This window comes from Methanolobus chelungpuianus (assembly GCF_024500045.1).
Classification (GTDB): Archaea; Halobacteriota; Methanosarcinia; order Methanosarcinales; family Methanosarcinaceae; genus Methanolobus; species Methanolobus chelungpuianus.
Genome location: NZ_JTEO01000002.1, coordinates 236,019 through 256,454, shown reverse-complemented (window position 1 = coordinate 256,454; position 20,436 = coordinate 236,019). Strand labels below are relative to the sequence as shown.

Here is a 20,436-nt window from a genome sequence, read left to right as displayed (position 1 = left end):
GAAGGCCTGATCATTCCTTACCGTTGACGGTCTCGGTTTTGAACATGACCCCTGTGCCTTTGAGAGTCATATGAATCTTGTCCCCGAAGCGGAGGATCTCATCCAGTTCCACATTATTGCCCCAGTCGTATACGTAGTCATAAGCTCCCTGAATTGGCTTGAATCCAAGGGACATCAGGCTCCTGTTAACTTCTGACGGCCTGGCGCCTTCACTACTATACCACAGCAACAGATATGTTTTCATTGAACCACCTGCATGGTAATAAATGTGTCATGCACTTATGATTCTTTTGGTTCTGGAGAAGGGAAAGTGACAGTAAAAAAGGATGCAGGTTCTCCTGCATCAATAATATCTCGTCAGGTAATTGTTCTGCCTGTGCCGGCCTAGTAGCTTTCTTTCAAAGATTGCAGGGCCTGTGAAACCATTGAATAGTAGTGCTTCACATCCGGGGCATAGTACTCCTTTGCCTTTTCCACATCCTGCGAATCTGAGCCACCTTCAAGCTCTTTGAGGCGTGTGAGCGTCTTCTTTGCAGTGTCCATCACCCAGATGTCCCTTGTCTGGCCGTCCACAATGTGTATGGATTCCGGACGTACTGATGTGAGCACATCTCCTTCGCCTGTTGTATAGGTGCTTGGCTTGCCCACGATGGCAACGAAGGCAGGAGTCTCGCATTCCGCGAGTACCTGGGCAGCTTCCGGCTGATACTGTCCTGCATATATCATGAAGGAGCCTGTAGGGTCTATCACCCTGCCACGCCAGTATTCGGAGTCTGTCCCTATGTCTTCCTTTTCAATGAGGGTACCGACGATGAATATCCTGTTTACCCTTGCTCCTGTGGGAGTCATGAGGTACTGTGGAGCATACTGGTCGTCCCCGTCCTTGAACGTAAGGGTAGATTCCCTGAATTCCTGGGCAAAGACCCTTCTTGCAACTTCCCTTGAGTAGCCTGCCATTTAAGCCACCTCCGCAGCAGCTATGAGCTCATCCAGTTCCTGAGGATCCACCGTTGATTTCGGGACCATTGAATCCACCAGGAGGTATCTTTCAACCTTTGAGCCTGTGGCGGTGTAATATTTTCCTACCAGCATCTTCCTCATCTCCTCAAGCACTACTCCTTGGTCAAGGGCATCCGCTGCAAGGGCGATGGCGCTCTCAAGTGTGAGGCCGGTCAGTTCTTCCGCAAGATCCCTCTTAATGATAGCATCCTGAGCAGTAATGCCATCATCCAGGACAGCCTTGATCCTGAGATCGTAAACCCCGTCGACCTTACCATGTTCCATGCAGGCACCCTTGGTCAGAGCCCTGTTGCACTGAGGGCAACGCTTTATCAGGCCGGATCCAGACTGGATATCGACAAGTGCACCGGTGAACGCGTGAGTGGATGTGCCTACGGTTATGTTCTCCTCGATCTGCTCGGCGGAACTGCTTTTGTTCATGTTGATCTGGAACTTGCCGTTCCATTCGTTCACAACCACGTTCCTGAAAAGATAGCTTTGACCTTCCGTAAGTTCAGCGAACTCGGCACTTCCCCATTTTGTGAATTTGATGGTGCCGGTCTCATCGGCGATAAGTCCTACCTGTGATATGGACTCATGGGTGTTTTCCCAGAGCTGTACAACCTTACCCTTTATGTTGACCCACTTTCCATCAGTGTTCAGCTCGGATACCTTCATCATGGGTGATTCTGACTGGCCGGTATAGAACTGGTTTCTGGGAATGTTGTGCTCTTTTAAGAAATAGTTGACAACGCTTCTTCTTGCTTCCTCTTTAGGAACCTTGAACTTGCTGACCATCTTGTCAAGCCGGTCTTCAATATCCTCGGGGGAAATCTCTACTCCAAGTTCCTGGAACTTCCTGTAAATCTCTTGCGAAATCTCTTTCATTTTCAAACCTCGGGCCTCTTGTTTGTGCGTCATTTTGGAGAGGCAAATGTAATGTAGGCATTAGTAGTATATAACCTCACACCAAGCATGGTGAAAGTATTAGAAGGCTTAAATATCGCAAGCCCATAGCCCATCAGGGCATTAACTTTTCCTGCAGTCTGTCTGTATAGAACTTAAGCCTCTTCACCCTCTTGAGGAGAATATTGTTCACGCCCTCTGAAGAGAGCGGCTTGTGCTTCCGGACTATCATGACAGGCCCCTTATATCGCTTGGCAAGCACATAGGGCAGATTTCCTATCAGAGAGAACTTGAACCTGCCGCTAGAGTCGCCGATTATCAGGAGGTCATCGTCGCAAAGGAAGTCCAGGATAGCATTCTCAGCCGAAAAGTGTTCTTTTACATGAGGTACTATAGTGACCAGGGAATCGTCCCTTGCAAGCTCCTCCATGTCCTGCATGATGGAACCTTTAAGCTCTTCCCTGAGATGCGTCTTCATAACCCTGAGAACATGCAGCGGTGCACCGGTGCTCTTTGACAGCCTCCTAGCAAGATGCAGTCCGTATTGGGAATTTTCCTTACCGTTATAGGCGATCACTATGCGCCCTATCTTCGGAGGCAGATAACCGTTCAGTACGACCATATTGTTCTTTGCAAAGGAGAGCACTTTGTTCGCGATAGTTCCCATGGACGGATGGAAGCGGTTCGTTTCATGCCAGCCTATGATCATGAAATCGACCTTCTCTATCTCAGCCTGCTCCATGATCGAGTTCGTGATGCTGTGATCAAAAGCTATTATATATTCCCTTTCATGCCCTACAATGGTAGGGAACTGTTCGAACCTCTCTTTGAGAACACCGTCTATTGCAAGCCGCTTTTCATGGAACGCCTCCCTTGCGGCAGTCAGGCTGGTCTGCTGCGGAACCTTGATGACGCTGAGACCGATGACCTCATCCCCAAGATTGTCTGCAAGGTATAGCAGATCCATCTCATGCCTCGGATTTGCCAGCGGGACAAGTATCTTGATATTGGAATCGGACTCCAGTGGTACTGGCTGGGTGTTATTCTCCAGCACATCGAAAATATCGTACTTCGGAAAGGCTTTTGCTTTTCCGTAGTACTTGTACCAGAGCATCCCTGCGAGTATGACAATTATTGAGAAGAACAGGGGCAGAGCTCCCATTGTCGGTAACAATGCAAGGCTGAAAATGATACCTATTATCTGGGTATAAGGGAAGAAAGGATCACGAAAAGCGGGCTTGTATTCATCCAGGGGCCTATTGCGCAGGATGATTACAGAAGAATTGATCAATACGAACATAAGAAGATTGAAAGTGCCTCCCAGCCGTGCAAGCTGCTCCACGTTGAACAGCAATAGAAGCAAGATCATTACGATCCCGGTAGCCAGAATAGCATTATGGGGAGTGTCATATCTCTGATGGATGGACACAAACCACCGGGGTATAAGATCATCCCTGCTCATAGCAAAAGGAAATCTTGATGAGGACAGTATGGCAGCATTGGCAGTGGAAACAGTGGCAAGCAGACCGGCAATGACGATCAGCACTTTACCGTAGTCACCTGCAATCATTTCTGCAACATCCACAAGGGGAGTGTAAGTGTTCAAAGACTCTTCAAAGGTCAGAACACCGCTTATCACGATCATCACGCCCAAATAGAGCAGAGTCACCACCCCTACTGAAGCAATAAGAGCAAGAGGGAGATTCCGTGAAGGATTTTTTACTTCCTCCGACACCGATGCAAGTTCAGTTATGCCTAAGTACGAGATGAATATGAGTCCTGTAGTTGCAAATATGGAAGTATATCCGAAGGGCACAAAAGGCGTGAACTTAGAAGTTTCGGCTATGGAAAATCCTCTTACTATGAACCATACCATTATCAAGATAAGGAATATGACAATAAGGTTCTGGAAAGATGCACTTCCTTTTGCTCCCCTGTAATTAATGACCAGGAAGATAAAACCCGCAGCCACTGCCGTCAATAATACTGGCACCGGAGTCATCACGTATAGGTAATCTCCCAGTCCTATCAGTGCGAAAGAACCCTTGAAAACAAGTCCGAGCCACGCTCCCAGGCCAACGACCGCACCAAAAGCCGCTCCCATTGCCCTGCTGATGAAATAGTAACTTCCTCCTGCCTTGGGCATCCCTGTGGCCAGCTCGGCCATGCTGATAGCTGTTGCCATGGAGATGACGCCTCCAAAAAGGAAAGAGAGTATTGCTGCAGGGCCGGCTGCAGATATTGCTATCCCGGGCAATATGAATATACCTGCTCCTATCATTGTGCCTGTCCCTATGGCAAAGGTCTGAAAGAAGCCCAGGCTGCGTCCAAGTCTTTCTGTGGTTCTGATCGTAGCCATTGATTACCTCATGTAGTGGAAGGAATGTGCCATTCTTAAGAAAGCATAGGGATTGGATAGGGCTTCTTTGACATGTAAGCCCGAAGAGTATGATAGATGAGCATCAAGTAAGAAGTCAGATAACTATAAAAAAGTCACTATTTTTACCACTTCTATATTGGTCCCTCCTGGCAGAATTCACACTGACCTGACAATCCGTTTCAGGTCCTCACGCAATATTTAAAATAGAAAAACATGATTAAAGGTACTTACGCAAGAAAAAGTGTATATGAACAGAATTTTCAAGCTTGAGTGATATAAATGGTCTCAATTAGGGAAGAAGACGTAAAGATACCTTTAGATGTGCCGCTGTCAGCACGTGCAACATACTTAAAGAACTATATGGAAATAACCAGGGGAAGCGGAAGGCTGATGCTTTTTGCAGGTGACCAGAAAGTAGAGCACCTTAACGACGATTTCTTCGGAGAGGGCATCCCCGAGGATGACAACGACCCGGAACACCTCTTCAGGATAGCAGCCCGGAGCAAGATCGGTGTTTTCGCCACCCAGCTTGGCCTCATTGCAAGATACGGTATGGATTATCCGGATGTGCCTTATCTGGTCAAGGTGAACTCCAAGTCCAATCTAGTGGAAACAGAGCAAATGGATCCCTTCAGCAACCTGTGGTACGATGCAGAGCAGGTGGCCGAGTTCCGTGATAACAGCGGGCTTAAGATACTTGGTGTGGGATACACCATCTACCTTGGCAGCGAGTTCGAGGCCGATATGCTCAACCAGGCAGCCCAGCTGATTTACGAGTCACACAGGTATGGCCTTATTACCGTACTCTGGATATACCCAAGGGGCGCGGCAGTTGCTGATGAGAAGGACCCACACCTTATAGCAGGTGCCACAGGTGTCGGCGCAACTCTCAATGCTGATTTTGTGAAGGTCAACTATCCGAAGAAAGAAGGGCAGAAGTCCGAGGAGATCTTCAAGGAAGCAGTAATGGCTGCCGGAAGGACAAAGGTCGTGTGTGCAGGCGGCTCCAGCGATGAGTGCGAACCCTTCCTGAAAAAGCTATACAAGCAGATACACGTCAGCGGCGCCCAGGGCAATGCAACCGGCAGGAACATCCACCAGAAACCACTTGATGAAGCCATCAGGACGTGCAATGCTATCTACGCCATAACCGTAGAGGATGCATCCGTGGAAGAGGCCATGAAGATATATCAGGGAAAGTAAAAGGGGCTGCTTGAAGCCTCTTTATTTAATCGCGTTTTCACTTCTGCCTTAATCATATTTTCAATCTGCCCTCTGTTCCTGAATCCTTCTTAAGCAATGCCGGCCAGAGATATTGCAAACATTCTCATCGGGAGTATTCTCATTCGAGAGTTCGCTGTATCAAAATAAGCCTTCAAGGAGATGAATACCGGTCCTGATACGCCAGCAGGCAGCCATAAAAAGAATATCCAGGCTTTGCTGGCCCGGAACAGAGATCACATATTTACTCGCAGGCGCATTCAAAGTCGAATCCGAGCATGAAAGTGCCCGTGCCGTGGATGTTCTGGAGACCCATCCTCTCCTTCATGTACTCGTCACTTGGCGGGGAAGGTGAGGCCAGTGTCGCATTGCACACCATGGGGACCTCATCAACCTCAGGACATGGCTTTGGTGGCATTACAACAACAAGAGGATCCTTTTTACCATCCATTCTTTTAAGGACTCCCGTATCGTAGATGACAATATTGCCTATCACAAGGTTGGTCTTACAGCATTTGAACTCTTCCAGCTTCTGCTGGTCGTCTACATCCTCACCGACCACACATCCGTGATGCATGAGGATCACATTTGGCCCGGCCGGCCATTTGAAGTCCATGTTAGTTGTGAAGGCAAATATGACATCGTTCTCAAGGACCTGTTTGACACCTTTGTTGTCGCCTATCCCAAGACCCATCAGGGTCATCTGATCGGCCTTCTTTTCCAGTTCCCTGATTATCTCACGGTCCTGATCTGTGAGGATAAGGATATCACCTACACCTTTCATGTTTTTGATACAACAGCTGACCTGCTCTATGATCTCATCACGCTGCATGATTAACCTCGCATTTATCCGTTCAATAGTGAATTTATAATCCTGTGTTGTCACAATTAATTTTATCTATATTTAAGCATGGCGCGTATCATGCTTACATTAACTGCAGGTAAGAGATATCCTGCAGGGCTCAGTCGATAGCCCTGAAGAAACCTACCCTGGGTTCGTATAGACTCCCGTCGGAAAGGAGAGAGCGCACGGCCTTCTCAACCAGTTCAGCAGGAATACCCTTTTCTCCTGCCTCCCGGACCAGCACGGCATATTCCACGCCTTTGCCCTGGTTCATTTCATGAAGCATGACCATTACGGACTGTTCAATGTCAGCCAGGCCACCACCTGGTGACGCAGACAGGCTGCTCCCGATAGATAGCAGGGCGTCCCTTACCTGTATCTTCAGACCGCGGATATAATCCCTGTCCGTATGATAGTGATCAAGGGCTATGCATATTCCTTCTGCGATGTTTGAAGGCACGTTCTTCAGTGAGAGATGATCTAACAGGTCCGTCCCGCTAAGCCCTGATGACAGAGCCTCGTCAAATATGTCCAGCCGGTCAAGGGTCAGCTCCGCAGTATCAACCATCCACCGGTTACGTATGCTCTCATCTGCATGGTTTATCTCCTCCGGACGCAGGGAGACGAAAACCGAGCCATCCCCCGGCTCATAGGAGCGGACCTTGCCAACGATGGTCACAAAGGACGGGACCTCCACAGTGGAAAGGAACACCGATGCCTCAGGCTGGTAATTGCCCGAATATATTGTGAAGGTACCTGTGGGGTCCGATACCCTTGCCCTCCACAGTTCCTTTTCGCCTCCTTTCTGGCTCCCGATATCCTCTACCTCGGTTATGACTCCGGCTATGAAAAGACGGTTCACCTTTGCACCCGCTGTTGTCACGAGGAAATTAGGGGCGTGCAGATCCGCCTGACCGGGAGCATCCGAAGCGGAACTGACCTGGAACCTGGAATCATTGAACTCGCAGGCAAATATCCTGTAGGCCATTTCCCTCTCAGCCATTATTGCTCACCTGTCCTTCGATCCTTTTAAGCAGGATATCCATGCGCCCCTTCAGGTCGGCATCGGGACACCAGGCAGACTTTGCCACAAGTGTGACACCGAACTCGTTCTTCGAGGAATTGCCCCTGATAGCGATATACTTCCCGGTCAGCACGCGTTTCATATCATCGAACACAACTTCCTTCGAGATGGATTCACGGGCCATCTTTTCCGCTTCGTACATTGTCTTTCCGTAAACAGCCTCTGAAAGCTCGCAATTGAGCATCACGTGAAGGGAGCCAGTCCCGTCATCGAGGATGAACTTTATACGCATATCAGACACGCATTCCACAGGCCCATGAGCCCTGCAGCTTGCTTTCTGCGTCACCCTGTTACACACCGGACAGCGCTCAATGATGCCTGAACCGGGCCTGACCGAGATGATATTACCTGCAACGGTCACGTCGAAGATGCCGCTCTTATCAAGTACGTTCAGTATAGGTACAGGGTCCGCTGCACTGCTTACAGAATGCAGCGTGAACGGCAGCTTTTCAGGCTGTGCTATCAGGCTTATGGTGGTATTGTCACTGAAGTTGATGGAAGGTAGTCCCCTGAATATCCTGATACTTGCACCCTCAAAATGTATAAAGCTCCCTATGTCGGCCCCCCTGAGCGGAGTCCATGAAGTGAAAGGTAGCTTTGCGGTCTCGTCCGCGATGACCCCTTCGGTGATCGTCAGCATCTTGCCCTTGAGCGAAATGTCCCTGTGATACATCTCAACTATGACAACCTCGGAACTGGCCATCACATCCGCGGGCGCGATGTCCTGTAGCTTCTTGGGTTTTGCATGGGACATTTCCGCGATGTCCTGTAACTGATCATCAGGAAGCTTCTCTATCACCGAGCGTTTCCCGAAGTAAAGCTCAGGCCTGTTATTCCACATCCTGGTGTATGCATTCTTTATCCTGATAGCATCTCCTGCCTTAAGGGACATGTCATCCCAGCAGGTAAAGGAACAAATGCCAGTTCCGTCACCAAAGGAGCCTGTAAAAACACTCCTCTTGTCTTCCTGCACTGTGACGTTCTTTTTCTCAATGCTGATTACACGGCCGATTATATCGAAACCGTTCATTCCTCCAACAAGGTCCTTCACCTGCACGGATGCAGGGGACCTTGAAGTGAACCTGTTCAGGATCGTCCTCTTAGCCTCATCCAGCGGAACCCTGTACTGCAGGAGTTTCTCCAGTTCCGCCCTGATCTCCTCTGTATATCTGTTTCCAAGCACCCTGCTTAATTCCTCGACATGGGGCGCAATTCTCTCATCCATAAGTTGCCTCCTTTATAAGTAAAGGTGTATTAGAAGGTCGTATTAGAATAAGGGTTATCAGCAATAAATATAACCCGTTATGGACATGAGGCTGTTATTGAGTGACTTGTTCCAGCCATTCGTTCATGGCCCGCTGTTAAACCGCCCGTCCCCAGGCCAGGCTAAAGAAAGATATATCAACGATCATACCACATTTTTCATATGGAGTGGATTCTGATCTGTCATCCGGATATAGTTTCCACAGAGGAGGAGCATACATGCCAAAACTTGCAGTAGTTTACCTTAGTACCCAGGGGAATACACGGATGATGGCCGAGGCCATCGCAGAGGGAGCCAGGGAGCGCCATGTCGATGCAGAGGTAAATAATTTCTATGAATGGGACCCCGTTGAAGCAGCATCTTACGATGCCATCGCTGTAGGTTCATCTACGTTCTATTACACGATGCTTGACCCCATCGCAAAATTCATTGACCGCCTTATCGATGCGGGCGTTAGCGGGAAGATAGGTGCTGCTTTTGGCTCCTATGGCTGGAGCGGGGAAGCACCGGTAAAGATAGCAGAGAAACTGCGCAACGCAGGAGTTATAATTATAGACCCTGTGCTGCGAATACAGTACACCCCTACTGAAAAGGATCTGTTCGAGTGCAACCGGCTGGGAAAAGATCTTGCCGAAAAAGTAAAGAACAGATAAGCTCTGTGAGGCGACCCTGAATACGCTACGGGCGCTCTCTAAATATCATTTTTCATATCTCCCGGAATAAACTATTCTGTCGGACATGATGCAGTTTCACCCGGGCAAAACAGGGCTTCAATGCAGTATCCAACAGGATTTGGTTATTGAGCATATTTATATACCTTATTTACCAATTAACATATATAGAATGCTTTGTTAGAAGATGTGAGTTTTATTGAGGCATATTTATGACAATAATACCATTTGCACCCATTGAAAGAGTAATAAGGAATGCTGGCGCGCAGAGAGTCAGCGAATCAGCAGCAATGGCCCTTACTGAAATGCTTGAATCCTACGGACTGGAGGTTTCCAGAGAAGCTATAAAGCTGGCAGAACATGCCGGCAGAAAGACCGTCAAGGCGGAAGATATCAAGCTCGCCCGGGAAATGCTGGGAAAATAATTCCGTTTTGAAAGATTTAGTTGCTATTTCTGAGACCCAGGCTCTGCACATAGCAGAGCCATCTTACCATCTTATGACCTTCTGTTCCTGACACTGCGCACATCAGAGAAGGTCGTACAGGCTTATGCCTGTCAGCGTTACTATGCTGACGATCAAACCTGCTATCATGACACCTGCAAGTATGGCAGGGAAGGCGTGCTTGAACTTGATCCCAAATACGAATGCTGCAGCGCAGCCTGTCCATGCACCGGTGACAGGGAGAGGCACTGCTACGAAAAGTGTCAGCGCCAGCAGACCGTACTTCTCAAATCGCTCTTCGTGATTGCGACGGGTTCGGTTAAAGAGCCACGAAAAAAAACGATCGAATACTGTATAGCGCCTCAGTTGTGTGGAAACCGGGTCCAGGAATAACAGCAGGGGGATGACCGGAAGCATGTTCCCGAGTACTGCCAGCATGTAGGCACGTACGGGGGAGAGACCGTACACCCCCAGGGCTATCGGGATGGCGCCCCTAAGCTCGAATATCGGCAGGCAGCTAATGATAATAGTAGAGAGCCATGGGGGTACAGCGCTCAGTAGCTCAAGTACCTGTGCTTCCAGTGACATCAGCATTCCTTTCCGGAAAGTGCGAAGTGGGCCAGCAGGGATTCAAGCTGGATGCGCTCGTTCGCTCCTTCTGTGAGCCTGAAATCGATCTCACCGATAACGTCTATAAGCTGCACCATTTTTTTTTCGGGGATATCGGTCTCGAAAATGGCCCTGTATATCTGGCCGATAACATCTTCACCTGACAGACCCTGCTCAAGCAGGAAAGCATTCAGGAGCTTTCTTGCCGCAGTGAAATTACCCGACAGGGCGGTATCAATAAGTTCACGCACCTGTTCCGGACGCGCGGTTGCCGTTATCTTGTAGATGGCATCCCTGTGGATGGTATCAGCGATCAGTGCAGCCGCCTGGAGGGCATTGATAGCCTTTCTCATGTCGCCCTGGGCAACATACTTGATGGCGTCCACACCATCATCGGCTATGTCAAGCCCTTCGTTGCGGGCCACAAAACGCACACGTTCAGCAACAGCCTCATCGGAGAGAGGGCGGAACCTGTAGACTGCACAGCGGGACTGGATGGGTTCTATTATCTTGGAAGAGTAGTTGCATGACAGGATGAAGCGACAGTTGTTGGTATAGCGCTCCATGGTCCGCCTGAGGGCGGACTGGGCATCCGATGTCAGTGCATCCGCTTCATCAAGGAAGATTATCTTGAAGTCAGCGCCTCCGATAGGAGTTGTTTTTGCAAAGTTCTTGATCTTGGTTCTTACAACATCTATGCCGCGCTCATCCGATGCATTCAGTTCGGTGAAGTTCTCACGCCAGGAATCACCGAAAATCTCACGGGCAATTGATACCGAAGTTGCGGTCTTGCCAACACCTGGAGGTCCCGAGAACAGCAGATGTGGCAGGTTCCTGGTCTTGATATAGGATTTCAACCTTTCAACGGTCTCGGTCTGGCCAACCACATCATCAAGCTTAAAGGGCCTGTATTTCTCAATCCATATCTCTTCTTTAATTTCTAAACCCTCCGGCAGAAAAAGATAGTCTTCGACATGTATAGGTGAATGTTGTTTTTTAACCTTTCGTAAGCGACAAGAAATGAAAACAGGACTGGGGCGATACTGGTATCAGCAGTACCACCCTTTTAAAGCCCTTAACCGTAGATAAGCCTGTAAGCGTATCTGCCGATGAAGGGTATCTTGAACTTCATTCCCCTGTAGGCCATTATTGCAAAGATGACTACAAGGAACATAGCGGGGAAGCCTATGAAATCAGCCAGTACCCAGCCCACATACGGTATCCATGCTATGAAGAACACGAGCAGCGACAGAGGCAGGAATACCATGAGGGACTGCATTGCGTGGAACCTGACGAACCTGTTATCTTTTTCAATAAGCAGGAGGATTATAGCAGCTATCCAGATACCTACGTAGCTCAACGCTGCAACCTTGTTCTCCTCAATACCCAGTTTTGTATCGTATGTCACAATATCACCTTATCTCAATGGTATTCTGCGGGCATTTCTCCACGCAAATCCCACATCCGGTACACTTATCCTGATCTATCACAGCAAGGAAGTTGGTCACAGTGATGGCCTGCTCGGGGCAGTTCTTCTCACATATCTTACATCCTATACAGCCCACAGTACAGACTTCCTTTACAGTCTTGCCCTTGTCGTGGGATACGCAGCGTACATGCACCTTCTCGGATTCCTTCGCAAAGACCAGTACGTCATTGGGGCATGAACTGATACAGAGCCCACAGCTTGTACACAGGTTCCTGTTCACATGAGGAAGCCTGTCCTCTCCGATGGTAAGAGCATCGAACGGGCATGCACGCACACAGGTACCGCGTCCCATACATCCGTAGCTGCATCCTTTCTCACCGTCTGAGAGCATCATTACCGCCTTGCAGTCCTCAAAGCCGACGTACTCAAAACGGTCGGTACAGTTCAGACCGCCATGGCACCTGATGAACGGATACTGTTTCTCGCTTTCCGAGACATCCTGCCCGAGGATCCCCCCTATGCCTTTTGCAACTTCGAAACCGCCCACAGGACATCCTGTGATAGGGGCGTTCTCGTTGACCACGCGGTCAGCAAAGTCCGCACATCCTGCATAACCGCACGCTCCGCAGTTCGCACCCGGGAGGATGGTTATTATTTCCTCTACCAGCGGATTGGTCTCAACCTTGAATTTCTTTGATGCGAATATAAGCATCAGGCCTACGGCAAGTCCGAGACCTCCAAGGATAGCCATTGATTCGATGATGAAAGTAGTGGTAGTGCTCATATTGGGATCACCCAGAAGTAATTAACGAATGCAAGCGATAGCATTGTAGCTATAAGGAACGCCTGCGGAAGTCCCCTGATCGAGGAAGGGATGCTTACAAATGTCGAACGCTCCCTGATAGAGGCCATCATCAGCATGACAATGGTATATCCTACACCTGCAGCAATACCGAATACAACGCTCTGCATGAAGTTGTACTCGGACTGCACATTCAGCAGCACTACACCAAGCACTGCACAGTTGGTCGTGATGAGTGGAAGATAGATACCCAGTGAACGATACAGGGAAGGAATGTTCTTCCTTACCACGAATTCCACAAGCTGGACGAGCGCAGCAATGACCACGATGAAACTAATCAGGTCAAGGAAGGTCATACCTGTGGGCACAAGAATGTATGTATAGAGCAGATAGGATGCCGTGGCTGCCATTGCCATAACGAAAATGACAGCACCTGACATTCCTGCTGCACTCTTGACATCTTTGGTGACGCCTACGAAGGAGCACAGACCAAGGAACTGGATGATCAGGAAGTTCTTGATGAACACACCTTCCAGAAATATCGCTAATAAAGCCTTTTCTACCATTTTTAACCACCTCTTGCTCTCTTCTTAGCCCTCTGATAGTTGACTATCGCCATGAGAATACCAATTGTGAGGAATGCGCCCGGCGGCAGTATCATGGTTGTCACGGCAGGGTTTGCCGGAAGTGACAGCACCGTGTAACCAAAGGTAACTATCTGCCCTGTTCCAAGGATCTCACGTATACCGCCGATGAGCATGAGAACAAGCAGGAAACCTGCACTGATACCAAGCGCATCTATGAAAGAAGGAAATATGCTGTTCTTATTCGCATACGCTTCTGCACGTCCAATAATAATACAGTTGACGACTATCAGAGGAATGAAAACCCCCAGGGCCGCGTACATTGCAGGCATATAAGCTTCCATCACCATTCTTACAATAGACACAAAAGTGGCTATGATTATAATGAATATGGGAAGTCTGACAGCCGATGGTATCTGTTTTCTCATGGCCGATATGAAGATATTAGAGCATACCAGCACAAAAGCCGTGCCTGCAGACATGCCTATTGCATTCTCAACTGAAGTTGTGACCGCCAGTGTCGGACAGAGGCCCAGCACAAGTCCGAATATGGGATTATCCCTCGTAATTCCACGCATGAATTCAGCTAAAACGTTCATTTATATCACCTAAGCCTCTGCAGCCTTTATCTGATTGATCTTGGTATTCAGTGCACTGACCACAGCCTGTGAAGAGACAGTAGCTCCGGTAATGGCATCAATAGAGCCGCCAGATCGTGACAGAGACAGCTGTTCCATTGGAACTCCCCTGAACTGGTCCTTAAAAGCAGGTGTTGTTATCTTTGCACCCAGACCTGGTGTTTCTTCATGGCTCAATACATCCATTCCCAGCACAGTGGAGAAAGAGGAATCTACTGCCCCTGCCACTACAATCCTGCTCTGGGAACCTTGTTGCTGCTGGAAGAAAGCGTAGGCAATGATATTACCCGACCCGTCCACTGCACGGTAGTATAGTACTTCCCGCTCTCCTGCGTCATTTGCAGGCCCCTCTACCGGATCGAAGTTGTCAGCTCCCGGTACGAGGTTCGCCAGAATCACTTTCTGGGCAGCGATTATATTCTCTTCAAGCTGTGCCTGTGTGGGTATGTAGGTAACCGCAAGAAGCAAAGCTGCAATGGCAGATATAAGGAAGAGCTTCCCTATGATGACTACTGTTTCCTTATTAGATTCGCTCATCTGATATCACCTCGAATTTCAGGGATGAAGGAATTCTTTTCACAACACGCCTGTAAGATTTCTCAAGCAGGGACTCGCGTCCATACATTGCAGGGAGTGTCTTTGTCTCGATATATGCTGCTATTGCGTTTGCCAGGAAGATACCATACAGTGTCCCGTCCACGTAGTTACCAAAGTAACCGTAGATTGAGACCAGCAGGCCACAGGCAAACCCATAAATGAGGCGCCCGTTCTTTGTCACAGGCGAGGTCGGGGAGTCTGTTGCAAGGAACAGGATGCCGAAAAATACGACACCTACCATAACGTAGGACAGCTCGTCAGTCACCTGCAGGAAAGTGAATATTGTCGCCAGGTACATCAATGGGTTCAGCACACCCTCCTGGACAAGGCTGAATACTGCACTGAGGAATGCTATGGTCTGGTTGAAGAAGAACACTGTCACCGCAAAGACAAGCGGAACCCTCCATTCCACATACTTTTTATAGACAAGGTAAACACCGCCAATCAGTATGAGGACCGGAGACACATCTACAAGCAGCCCGGCACCATTTTCAAGCAGCAGATCAGACAGTTGTCCCAGGTTTGGTATTGAAGCCGGGGTCATGTGGCCTCCCCAGGAACTCCTGACGAACACCCATGCAACCAGCACAGGGTTGAATATGTATGAACCGATGCCACCAAAGGCATGCTTACCTATCGCGATTGCTAAAAAGGCGCCAATTACCGCTATCCATATGGGTGCTTCCGGAGGTGTCAGCAGTGCGAACATCAGTCCGATAAGCGCCGCATGGCCATCCTTTATAGTAACATCCTGCTTGAATATCTTCTGTATACCGAACTCAGTAATGACCGCAGCCAGCACGGCCGCAAGTATGATACCAAGGGCCGGTATGCCAAAGAAATACACTGATGCAAGGGATACAGGGACAAGGGCCAGTATCTTGGCTGTATTGATCGATCTGAAACTAATACCTGATTTTATGTGTGGTGGGGCTGAAATTGTGTAGCCCATGTTACTCACCTCCGCAGCATCCAACCTTCAGGTTGGACGACTCCTTCTGGACGGCGTCCTCGTATGCATTATCAATTGCACTCTTTGCGTACCTGATGAGCTGCAGTATGTGTATCTTCGAGGGGCAGGCAAACGAACACCTGCCGCATTCTATGCAGAAATGGATATGCATCTGGCGGCATTCATCAAAACGGCCCTGGTTAGCCATCACGGCAAGCCTGGTAGGCAGCAGGGAAACAGGGCAGGCATCCACGCAGCGTGCACAATGGATACATGCCAGAGACTCATCACGAAGGACCTGTTCTTTGGTCAGCAGTGTGATCCTGGTGGTTCCCTTGGTTACCGGGACCTCATCCGTATATTGTGCAACACCTGTAATGACACCGTTCGCAATGATCTTGCCGATCTCTCCATTGAAATTACACTCCTCTATGATGTCCTTGAAAGGTGTGCCTATCCTGACCAGCATGAACTTGGGACAGTCCACGTCACCTTCAAGGGTTATGACTGTCTCATAATAGGGCTTGCCTTCATGCACAGCATCATAGAGAGCCTTTGCTGATTTGACCCCGCATACTGCAACCCCTACGTCTGTAGGGTTGCAGCCCACGGGAACCTTGCGCCCTGTGACATTGTGAGTGAAGAAGCTAAGGATGTTCTTACCATATATCCGCTCCTGGGATGCAACAATGATATTTGAGCCCTGGTCCTTGAAATAGTGGCCAAGACGGCGTGTACCAAGAAGAGGGGCTACTTTGAGGGCCTTTCCATTAACCTGGACTCCCTCGAAAGCCTCAATGGATTCCTTATCATCTTTTCTCAGGACGACGGCACCTTTTGCAGCCCCTGAGGCTTTGATCAGCAGCTTCAGTGCATCCAGCATCTGGGTGGCATACTCCTTGGGAGTTGCATATTTACCACCGATCCATTCGGATGCAGTGGCATTTATGAGGACAAGGTCTATTTTCTTCCCTTCAGGCCTGATCACTGTGTGGGTAGGTGCACCGTAGTGCTCCACAATGCCTGCATCCTGCATAATGGCGAGAAGGTCTTCAGATGAAGGATTCTTCTTAGGCACGAAAGCAACCGTTTCCTGCGAGTCGGTGGTCTTTATTATTACACTTAGCACCTTGTTACCGTCAGGATTGGGGGCGTCTTCAATGGCAACTACTTCTCCGCATATGCTGGAGTGTACATCCGAAGAATTATAGGAGACTGACTCTCCTATCTTCTGGCCGATAAGCACCTGATCGCCCTTCTTCACCAGAGGCTTGCAGACCGTGCCACGGTGCTGTTTTAATGGAATGACTACCTGTTCCGGGATTTTCTTCAATCTTTTACTTTCCACGATGATCACCTCAGAATGCCGGCTCCCTTTCAACCTCTGTGGGTCTCTGGCCGGGTATATCCACATCGATTGCAGTACCGGACAGATCATTGTCAGCTCCTGCCGGATCGGCCTCGTATCCCAGGGCCTGCCAGTCGATTGCACTTGCCGTTACGCCATGGCAGTCACCACATCCGAGCGGCTGGGCGAGTCCGGTGGTAGAGCTTGCAACATTGTGACTCACCGGGAAGTACATTTCCACTGTCCTGAGAACTGCGTTGGGATAGTCGGCCTCGCCGTCACCGTCTGCATCGAAGGACCTTATCTCCCCCTCTGTGACTGCACTGTCATTATCTGCATCAGCTCTCTGCACGTGTGCAGGCAGTATCGGATTACCTATTGCAGAACTGTTGTCCGGATCTGCGACCACTGCGGGGTTGTTGCCTTCATCCCACCAGGTGCCGGTTATCACGCTGAAAGGCCTCAGCATGGCATTGGGGGAATCACTGCTGCCGTTAACAGGAAGACGGTCATAGTAAGTGCCATCATACCATGCAAGCACCGGAGTGAAAGTAGAATCATGGGTCACCACTTCACGAGTGCCGTTAGCCCAGCTGAATTCCCTTATAGGGGACTCGCCCGATATCTCACCTCCGGGAAGAGCCGGTATGTGGCATGACTCACAGCTCACGGTTTCAAGATGCCCATCCGTCATCGCACCATGAGATATGCCTGCATGGCATCCGACGGAATCACAGCTCTGTACCTCTCCCTCGAATGCCTCATGCATTTCCTCGGGGGCGTTGAGCAGTTCCTTGCGTCCTATCTGGTGATCCTCAGTGGCATGGCACTCATAGCAGCTCACATTCGCATGCACATCATACTGGGCATGATCAGGGGAAGTCCATGTAACTGCAGTTGTGGAAACCTCGCTTACATGGCAGTTGGCGCACAGTTCCTTCCTTGGAGCACCGTTCACATGATCGTGTATCTCAGTGACTATGGGAAGCGGCGTAAGTACGTCAAGCATGTAGCTCAGGACATAAAGAGGATCCTGTTCTGCATGGGTTCTTGCCTCATCGAGAGCTGCATCAGTCGCCACTTCAATGTTACCGGCACTGATAGCTCCTGCACGTGCATGGAAATCATAAAGGCCGTTCTGTTCATGGCATACCATGCAGTCGATGTCCATACCATATTCCGCCATGTACCCGCCTCCGGGATGTACCTGGCCGTATGTGCTTGCCCTGGCATCACCCTGAATGCTTCCGGCAACCACTCCGTATTCCATTATAGAGGTCCACTGGGCAAGATCTTGCTGCACATGATATGACCTGGAAACCTCGTCGTACATCCCAATATGACAGCCTCCGCAGGAACTGTCAGACCATTCCTGTTGTGTCATATAATGGACGGCCATTACATCATTGCCATTATAACCAACGTACGCATATACGCCGGCTGCGGCAAACATGAAAACAAGGATTGCAATTAAAACCGTGTTCAATTTAGACATAAATAACCTCACTGCTCTTTCGCTTGAGCCACTTCCTCGAGTTCCTTCAGAACAATACCAATTGCATTGCGCAGGTTATGTTCACTGGTTATTTTCATTTCATCTGACACGTATGCGCTGATCTCGAAAGACTTACGGACGACCCTTACATTGAAGTCGAAGAATTTATCCATCAGTCCCTTTTTAGGCGTGTAGCCATAAAAGTCCACATCCAGATGGTTACCAAGGACATTCGCCCTGAGTTCTATTTTATCAAGAGGCGAACCAGGCTTGACATATATGATAGTGTGCCTTGAAGAAGCGAAGTGCTTCTCTATACCTCTCCAGCCATACTCTTCCATTAACTGATGAAGTGCAACAATCAGGTATCTGTCCTTACTTGAATTGCCACCAGTCCCTGTTTTTTCATCCGGGCTCTTCATTATGATTACTTCCTGCAGATAAACCGTATAACAAATATCGATATGTAAGAAACTCGATTGAGCTTACTGTACCGTCGTGCATATATATTAATTATACTTTTCATACGGCATGAAGTATAAAACAGTTGCCATTGTCATAGTAGTGGCTTTTATGGCATTACTTATTATGAACTATATACCCTCTTCCGGCCAAGGGGGCCCGGGCAGTCTGGAGACCTATAGCAGTACCAGAAGTATAATGGATACGACTGTCACTATCACAGTGCTCGGACATGACGAGGAGCTGGCACATGAGTCCATTGACAAGGCATTTGGAAGAATAGAGTATGTGGATGCCCTTATGAACAACTATGATAATAGCAGCGATCTGAGCGTGCTTAACCGACAGGGATATATCACAGATGCAAATCCGGACCTCGCCTATGTGATAAACAGGTCTGCCTATTATTCAGAGAGCAGCCAGGGAGCCTTTGACATTTCCATACAGCCGCTGCTGGACCTGTGGAAGAGCAAGTTCATTCCCGGGAGCACTAATGCACCGCCCACTGAAGAAGAGATCAATGAGACCCTGAAGCTTGTCAACCATTCTGCCATCACTATAGAGAACAGGAACATAAGTCTTGAGGAAGGCATGAAGCTTACCCTGGGAGGAGTGGCAAAGGGATATGCGGTGGACCTGGCGGTTGAATCGCTCCTGGAGGATGGGATTGAGTCAGGATTTGTCAATGCCGGAGGAGACGGGAGATATATAGGCACAAAGGCAGGAGGCATTCCCTGGAAAGTAGGACTGCAGAATCCCGAGAAGAGTGAAGAGGCGATCGCAGTGATGGACATTGAGGACGTGGCAGTTGCAACAAGCGGCAACTACGAACGCTATTTCAACGAGGCAGCAAAAGTCTCCCATATATCCGACCCGCGGACAGGATATCCCTCACAGAGCCTCATGAGCTCAACTGTTATTGCAGGCAGCGCCATGGATGCTGATGCCTTTGCGACAGCACTGTTCGTCATGGGCGAAGAGGACGGAATGGAAATGATAGAAAAACTTGAAGGAGTGGAGTGCCTTATAATCACTGCAGATAAGAGGATAATCCGCTCAAGCGGATTCTCACAATACGAGAACCAGTGAAAGAGAATATAATTGGGAGAGCTTACTTCAGCCGGACCTCGTGAAGTGTATCATAAAGAGGGCCTTCCGGGGTAAGCGTGCTCCTTTTGAGCCGTATAGAATCCGCCTGCATGGTTCCGATCTCGATGTCCTTCAGCTCCTCGATCAACTGAAGGAACTTTTCCTTATTCTTTTTTGGAAGGTACTTTACCCTTGCCAGAGTTGCATGGGCATTAAAGTCATGAGCGTCTTTCCTGAAACCAAACGGCGATAGCGACTCCTCGACAAGACGGTGCAGTCCATCGAAGTTTCCTTCACAGCCAATCCAGACAACTTTTGCGAACTTTGGCTTGGGAAACGCTCCCACTCCACGAAGGGATACTTCAAAAGGAGCATATGAGATCCCATCCATAACTTTTGCAATGTCACCTATCTGTTCTTCGGGCACTTCCCCAAGGAACTTCATGGTAATATGGACAAGAGAGGGATCCACTAGCTTAAACTTGAAATCATCGAATCTGGACTGTATTTGCGCGATCCTTGAACGCAACTCCTCCGGAAGGTCCACTGCAATAAAGGTCCTCACCAAACCAATCACCTATATTCATTTGATGCAGTGACTTAAATTGTTGGCGCTGGG

At 49.0% G+C, this 20,436-nt stretch carries 23 protein-coding genes; 4 read left to right on the top strand and 19 right to left on the bottom strand.

The features are described from left to right. Positions 1-10: 10 nt before the first annotated feature. The 4 genes from PV02_RS02175 to PV02_RS02160 form a co-directional block, all read right to left on the bottom strand. Positions 11-244, bottom strand: a complete 234-nt coding sequence (locus tag PV02_RS02175; protein WP_256621739.1) for a hypothetical protein — start codon at positions 242-244, stop codon at positions 11-13. Between the two features lie 140 nt (positions 245-384). Beyond that, positions 385-957, bottom strand: coding sequence for an RPA family protein (locus PV02_RS02170; RefSeq protein ID WP_256621738.1), 573 nt, complete (start codon positions 955-957; stop codon positions 385-387). Then, complete coding sequence (locus tag PV02_RS02165; protein WP_256621737.1) at positions 958-1,887, bottom strand: replication factor A; 930 nt, start codon at positions 1,885-1,887, stop codon at positions 958-960. A 133-nt stretch (positions 1,888-2,020) separates the two neighbouring features. After that, positions 2,021-4,264: an amino acid permease gene (locus PV02_RS02160; RefSeq protein WP_256621736.1), complete on the bottom strand. Its 2,244-nt coding sequence runs from the start codon at positions 4,262-4,264 to the stop codon at positions 2,021-2,023. Positions 4,265-4,564: 300 nt separating this feature from the next. Here PV02_RS02160 and PV02_RS02155 point away from each other — a divergent pair, with 300 nt between their 5' ends. Then, positions 4,565-5,488 (top strand): beta/alpha barrel domain-containing protein, encoded by a 924-nt coding sequence (locus tag PV02_RS02155; RefSeq protein ID WP_256621735.1) that lies wholly within the window; start codon positions 4,565-4,567, stop codon positions 5,486-5,488. A gap of 262 nt (positions 5,489-5,750) precedes the next feature. On the opposite strand, the gene PV02_RS02150 is transcribed toward PV02_RS02155, so the two are convergent. The 3 genes from PV02_RS02150 to PV02_RS02140 all read right to left on the bottom strand — a co-directional run bounded on the left by PV02_RS02150 (position 5,751) and on the right by PV02_RS02140 (position 8,659). Beyond that, positions 5,751-6,338 (bottom strand): hypothetical protein, encoded by a 588-nt coding sequence (locus PV02_RS02150; protein ID WP_256621734.1) that lies wholly within the window; start codon positions 6,336-6,338, stop codon positions 5,751-5,753. Positions 6,339-6,468: 130 nt separating this feature from the next. Further along, a complete protein-coding gene (locus PV02_RS02145; protein WP_256621733.1) occupies positions 6,469-7,353 on the bottom strand; it encodes an RPA family protein in 885 nt (294 codons plus the stop codon). Continuing rightward, the gene (locus PV02_RS02140) at positions 7,346-8,659 is read right to left on the bottom strand and encodes a Single-stranded DNA binding protein (RefSeq protein ID WP_256621732.1); all 1,314 of its coding nucleotides are present in this window, start codon (positions 8,657-8,659) and stop codon (positions 7,346-7,348) included. Before PV02_RS02140 ends, PV02_RS02145 begins: the two co-directional genes overlap by 8 nt. Positions 8,660-8,916: 257 nt before the next feature. Between PV02_RS02140 and PV02_RS02135 the strand changes: the two genes are divergently transcribed. Next, the gene (locus PV02_RS02135; RefSeq protein ID WP_256621731.1) at positions 8,917-9,351 is read left to right on the top strand and encodes a flavodoxin domain-containing protein; all 435 of its coding nucleotides are present in this window, start codon (positions 8,917-8,919) and stop codon (positions 9,349-9,351) included. A gap of 230 nt (positions 9,352-9,581) precedes the next feature. Further along, positions 9,582-9,794, top strand: coding sequence for a histone family protein (locus PV02_RS02130; RefSeq protein ID WP_015053134.1), 213 nt, complete (start codon positions 9,582-9,584; stop codon positions 9,792-9,794). Positions 9,795-9,896: 102 nt separating this feature from the next. Here PV02_RS02130 and PV02_RS02125 read toward each other — a convergent pair whose 3' ends face one another. From PV02_RS02125 to PV02_RS02075, 11 genes are all read right to left on the bottom strand, one after another. Continuing rightward, positions 9,897-10,400: a COG2426 family protein gene (locus PV02_RS02125; protein WP_256621730.1), complete on the bottom strand. Its 504-nt coding sequence runs from the start codon at positions 10,398-10,400 to the stop codon at positions 9,897-9,899. Beyond that, on the bottom strand, positions 10,400-11,359 hold the full coding sequence (locus PV02_RS02120) for a replication factor C small subunit (RefSeq protein ID WP_256622132.1): 960 nt from the start codon (positions 11,357-11,359) through the stop codon (positions 10,400-10,402). Before PV02_RS02120 ends, PV02_RS02125 begins: the two co-directional genes overlap by 1 nt. Positions 11,360-11,496: 137 nt before the next feature. Continuing rightward, positions 11,497-11,829 carry a DUF4870 domain-containing protein gene (locus PV02_RS02115; RefSeq protein ID WP_256621729.1) on the bottom strand — a complete coding sequence of 111 codons (333 nt, stop codon included), beginning with the start codon at positions 11,827-11,829 and terminating at the stop codon, positions 11,497-11,499. A 4-nt stretch (positions 11,830-11,833) separates the two neighbouring features. After that, entirely contained in the window at positions 11,834-12,634 is an 801-nt protein-coding gene (gene rnfB / locus PV02_RS02110; RefSeq protein ID WP_256621728.1) for an Rnf electron transport complex subunit RnfB, read from the bottom strand. Beyond that, a complete protein-coding gene (rnfA, locus tag PV02_RS02105; protein ID WP_256621727.1) occupies positions 12,631-13,218 on the bottom strand; it encodes an Rnf electron transport complex subunit RnfA in 588 nt (195 codons plus the stop codon). The genes rnfB and rnfA overlap by 4 nt, the downstream gene beginning before the upstream one ends. Positions 13,219-13,220: 2 nt before the next feature. After that, a complete protein-coding gene (gene rnfE / locus PV02_RS02100) occupies positions 13,221-13,835 on the bottom strand; it encodes an Rnf electron transport complex subunit RnfE (protein ID WP_256621726.1) in 615 nt (204 codons plus the stop codon). Between the two features lie 9 nt (positions 13,836-13,844). Continuing rightward, on the bottom strand, positions 13,845-14,411 hold the full coding sequence (rnfG, locus tag PV02_RS02095; protein ID WP_256621725.1) for an Rnf electron transport complex subunit RnfG: 567 nt from the start codon (positions 14,409-14,411) through the stop codon (positions 13,845-13,847). Continuing rightward, entirely contained in the window at positions 14,398-15,423 is a 1,026-nt protein-coding gene (gene rnfD, locus PV02_RS02090) for an Rnf electron transport complex subunit RnfD (protein ID WP_256621724.1), read from the bottom strand. The genes rnfG and rnfD overlap by 14 nt, the downstream gene beginning before the upstream one ends. A 1-nt stretch (position 15,424) precedes the next feature. Further along, entirely contained in the window at positions 15,425-16,771 is a 1,347-nt protein-coding gene (gene rnfC / locus PV02_RS02085) for an Rnf electron transport complex subunit RnfC (RefSeq protein ID WP_256621723.1), read from the bottom strand. Positions 16,772-16,781: 10 nt separating this feature from the next. Further along, the gene (gene mmcA / locus PV02_RS02080) at positions 16,782-18,266 is read right to left on the bottom strand and encodes a methanogenesis multiheme c-type cytochrome (RefSeq protein ID WP_256621722.1); all 1,485 of its coding nucleotides are present in this window, start codon (positions 18,264-18,266) and stop codon (positions 16,782-16,784) included. 8 nt (positions 18,267-18,274) lie between these two features. Beyond that, positions 18,275-18,688: a hypothetical protein gene (locus tag PV02_RS02075; RefSeq protein WP_256621721.1), complete on the bottom strand. Its 414-nt coding sequence runs from the start codon at positions 18,686-18,688 to the stop codon at positions 18,275-18,277. 109 nt (positions 18,689-18,797) lie between these two features. Between PV02_RS02075 and PV02_RS02070 the strand changes: the two genes are divergently transcribed. Then, on the top strand, positions 18,798-19,817 hold the full coding sequence (locus PV02_RS02070) for an FAD:protein FMN transferase (RefSeq protein ID WP_256621720.1): 1,020 nt from the start codon (positions 18,798-18,800) through the stop codon (positions 19,815-19,817). Positions 19,818-19,839: 22 nt separating this feature from the next. On the opposite strand, the gene thpR is transcribed toward PV02_RS02070, so the two are convergent. Next, a complete protein-coding gene (gene thpR / locus PV02_RS02065; protein ID WP_342765616.1) occupies positions 19,840-20,382 on the bottom strand; it encodes an RNA 2',3'-cyclic phosphodiesterase in 543 nt (180 codons plus the stop codon). Positions 20,383-20,436: the final 54 nt, after the last annotated feature.

Excerpts from the sequence above, each read along its gene's own strand:
- rnfA (WP_256621727.1), bottom strand. The coding sequence starts at position 13,218 with ATGGTAGAAAAGGCTTTATTAGCGATATTTCTGGAAGGTGTGTTCATC.
- PV02_RS02125 (WP_256621730.1), bottom strand. The coding sequence starts at position 10,400 with ATGTCACTGGAAGCACAGGTACTTGAGCTACTGAGCGCTGTACCCCCA.
- PV02_RS02070 (WP_256621720.1), top strand. The coding sequence starts at position 18,798 with ATGAAGTATAAAACAGTTGCCATTGTCATAGTAGTGGCTTTTATGGCA.
- PV02_RS02160 (WP_256621736.1), bottom strand. The coding sequence starts at position 4,264 with ATGGCTACGATCAGAACCACAGAAAGACTTGGACGCAGCCTGGGCTTC.
- PV02_RS02135 (WP_256621731.1), top strand. The coding sequence starts at position 8,917 with ATGCCAAAACTTGCAGTAGTTTACCTTAGTACCCAGGGGAATACACGG.
- PV02_RS02075 (WP_256621721.1), bottom strand. The coding sequence starts at position 18,688 with ATGAAGAGCCCGGATGAAAAAACAGGGACTGGTGGCAATTCAAGTAAG.
- PV02_RS02155 (WP_256621735.1), top strand. The coding sequence starts at position 4,565 with ATGGTCTCAATTAGGGAAGAAGACGTAAAGATACCTTTAGATGTGCCG.
- rnfB (WP_256621728.1), bottom strand. The coding sequence starts at position 12,634 with ATGAGCACTACCACTACTTTCATCATCGAATCAATGGCTATCCTTGGA.
- PV02_RS02150 (WP_256621734.1), bottom strand. The coding sequence starts at position 6,338 with ATGCAGCGTGATGAGATCATAGAGCAGGTCAGCTGTTGTATCAAAAAC.
- rnfD (WP_256621724.1), bottom strand. The coding sequence starts at position 15,423 with ATGGGCTACACAATTTCAGCCCCACCACACATAAAATCAGGTATTAGT.
- PV02_RS02130 (WP_015053134.1), top strand. The coding sequence starts at position 9,582 with ATGACAATAATACCATTTGCACCCATTGAAAGAGTAATAAGGAATGCT.
- PV02_RS02165 (WP_256621737.1), bottom strand. The coding sequence starts at position 1,887 with ATGAAAGAGATTTCGCAAGAGATTTACAGGAAGTTCCAGGAACTTGGA.
- mmcA (WP_256621722.1), bottom strand. The coding sequence starts at position 18,266 with ATGTCTAAATTGAACACGGTTTTAATTGCAATCCTTGTTTTCATGTTT.
- PV02_RS02145 (WP_256621733.1), bottom strand. The coding sequence starts at position 7,353 with ATGGCTGAGAGGGAAATGGCCTACAGGATATTTGCCTGCGAGTTCAAT.
- PV02_RS02175 (WP_256621739.1), bottom strand. The coding sequence starts at position 244 with ATGAAAACATATCTGTTGCTGTGGTATAGTAGTGAAGGCGCCAGGCCG.
- rnfG (WP_256621725.1), bottom strand. The coding sequence starts at position 14,411 with ATGAGCGAATCTAATAAGGAAACAGTAGTCATCATAGGGAAGCTCTTC.
- PV02_RS02170 (WP_256621738.1), bottom strand. The coding sequence starts at position 957 with ATGGCAGGCTACTCAAGGGAAGTTGCAAGAAGGGTCTTTGCCCAGGAA.
- rnfE (WP_256621726.1), bottom strand. The coding sequence starts at position 13,835 with ATGAACGTTTTAGCTGAATTCATGCGTGGAATTACGAGGGATAATCCC.
- PV02_RS02140 (WP_256621732.1), bottom strand. The coding sequence starts at position 8,659 with ATGGATGAGAGAATTGCGCCCCATGTCGAGGAATTAAGCAGGGTGCTT.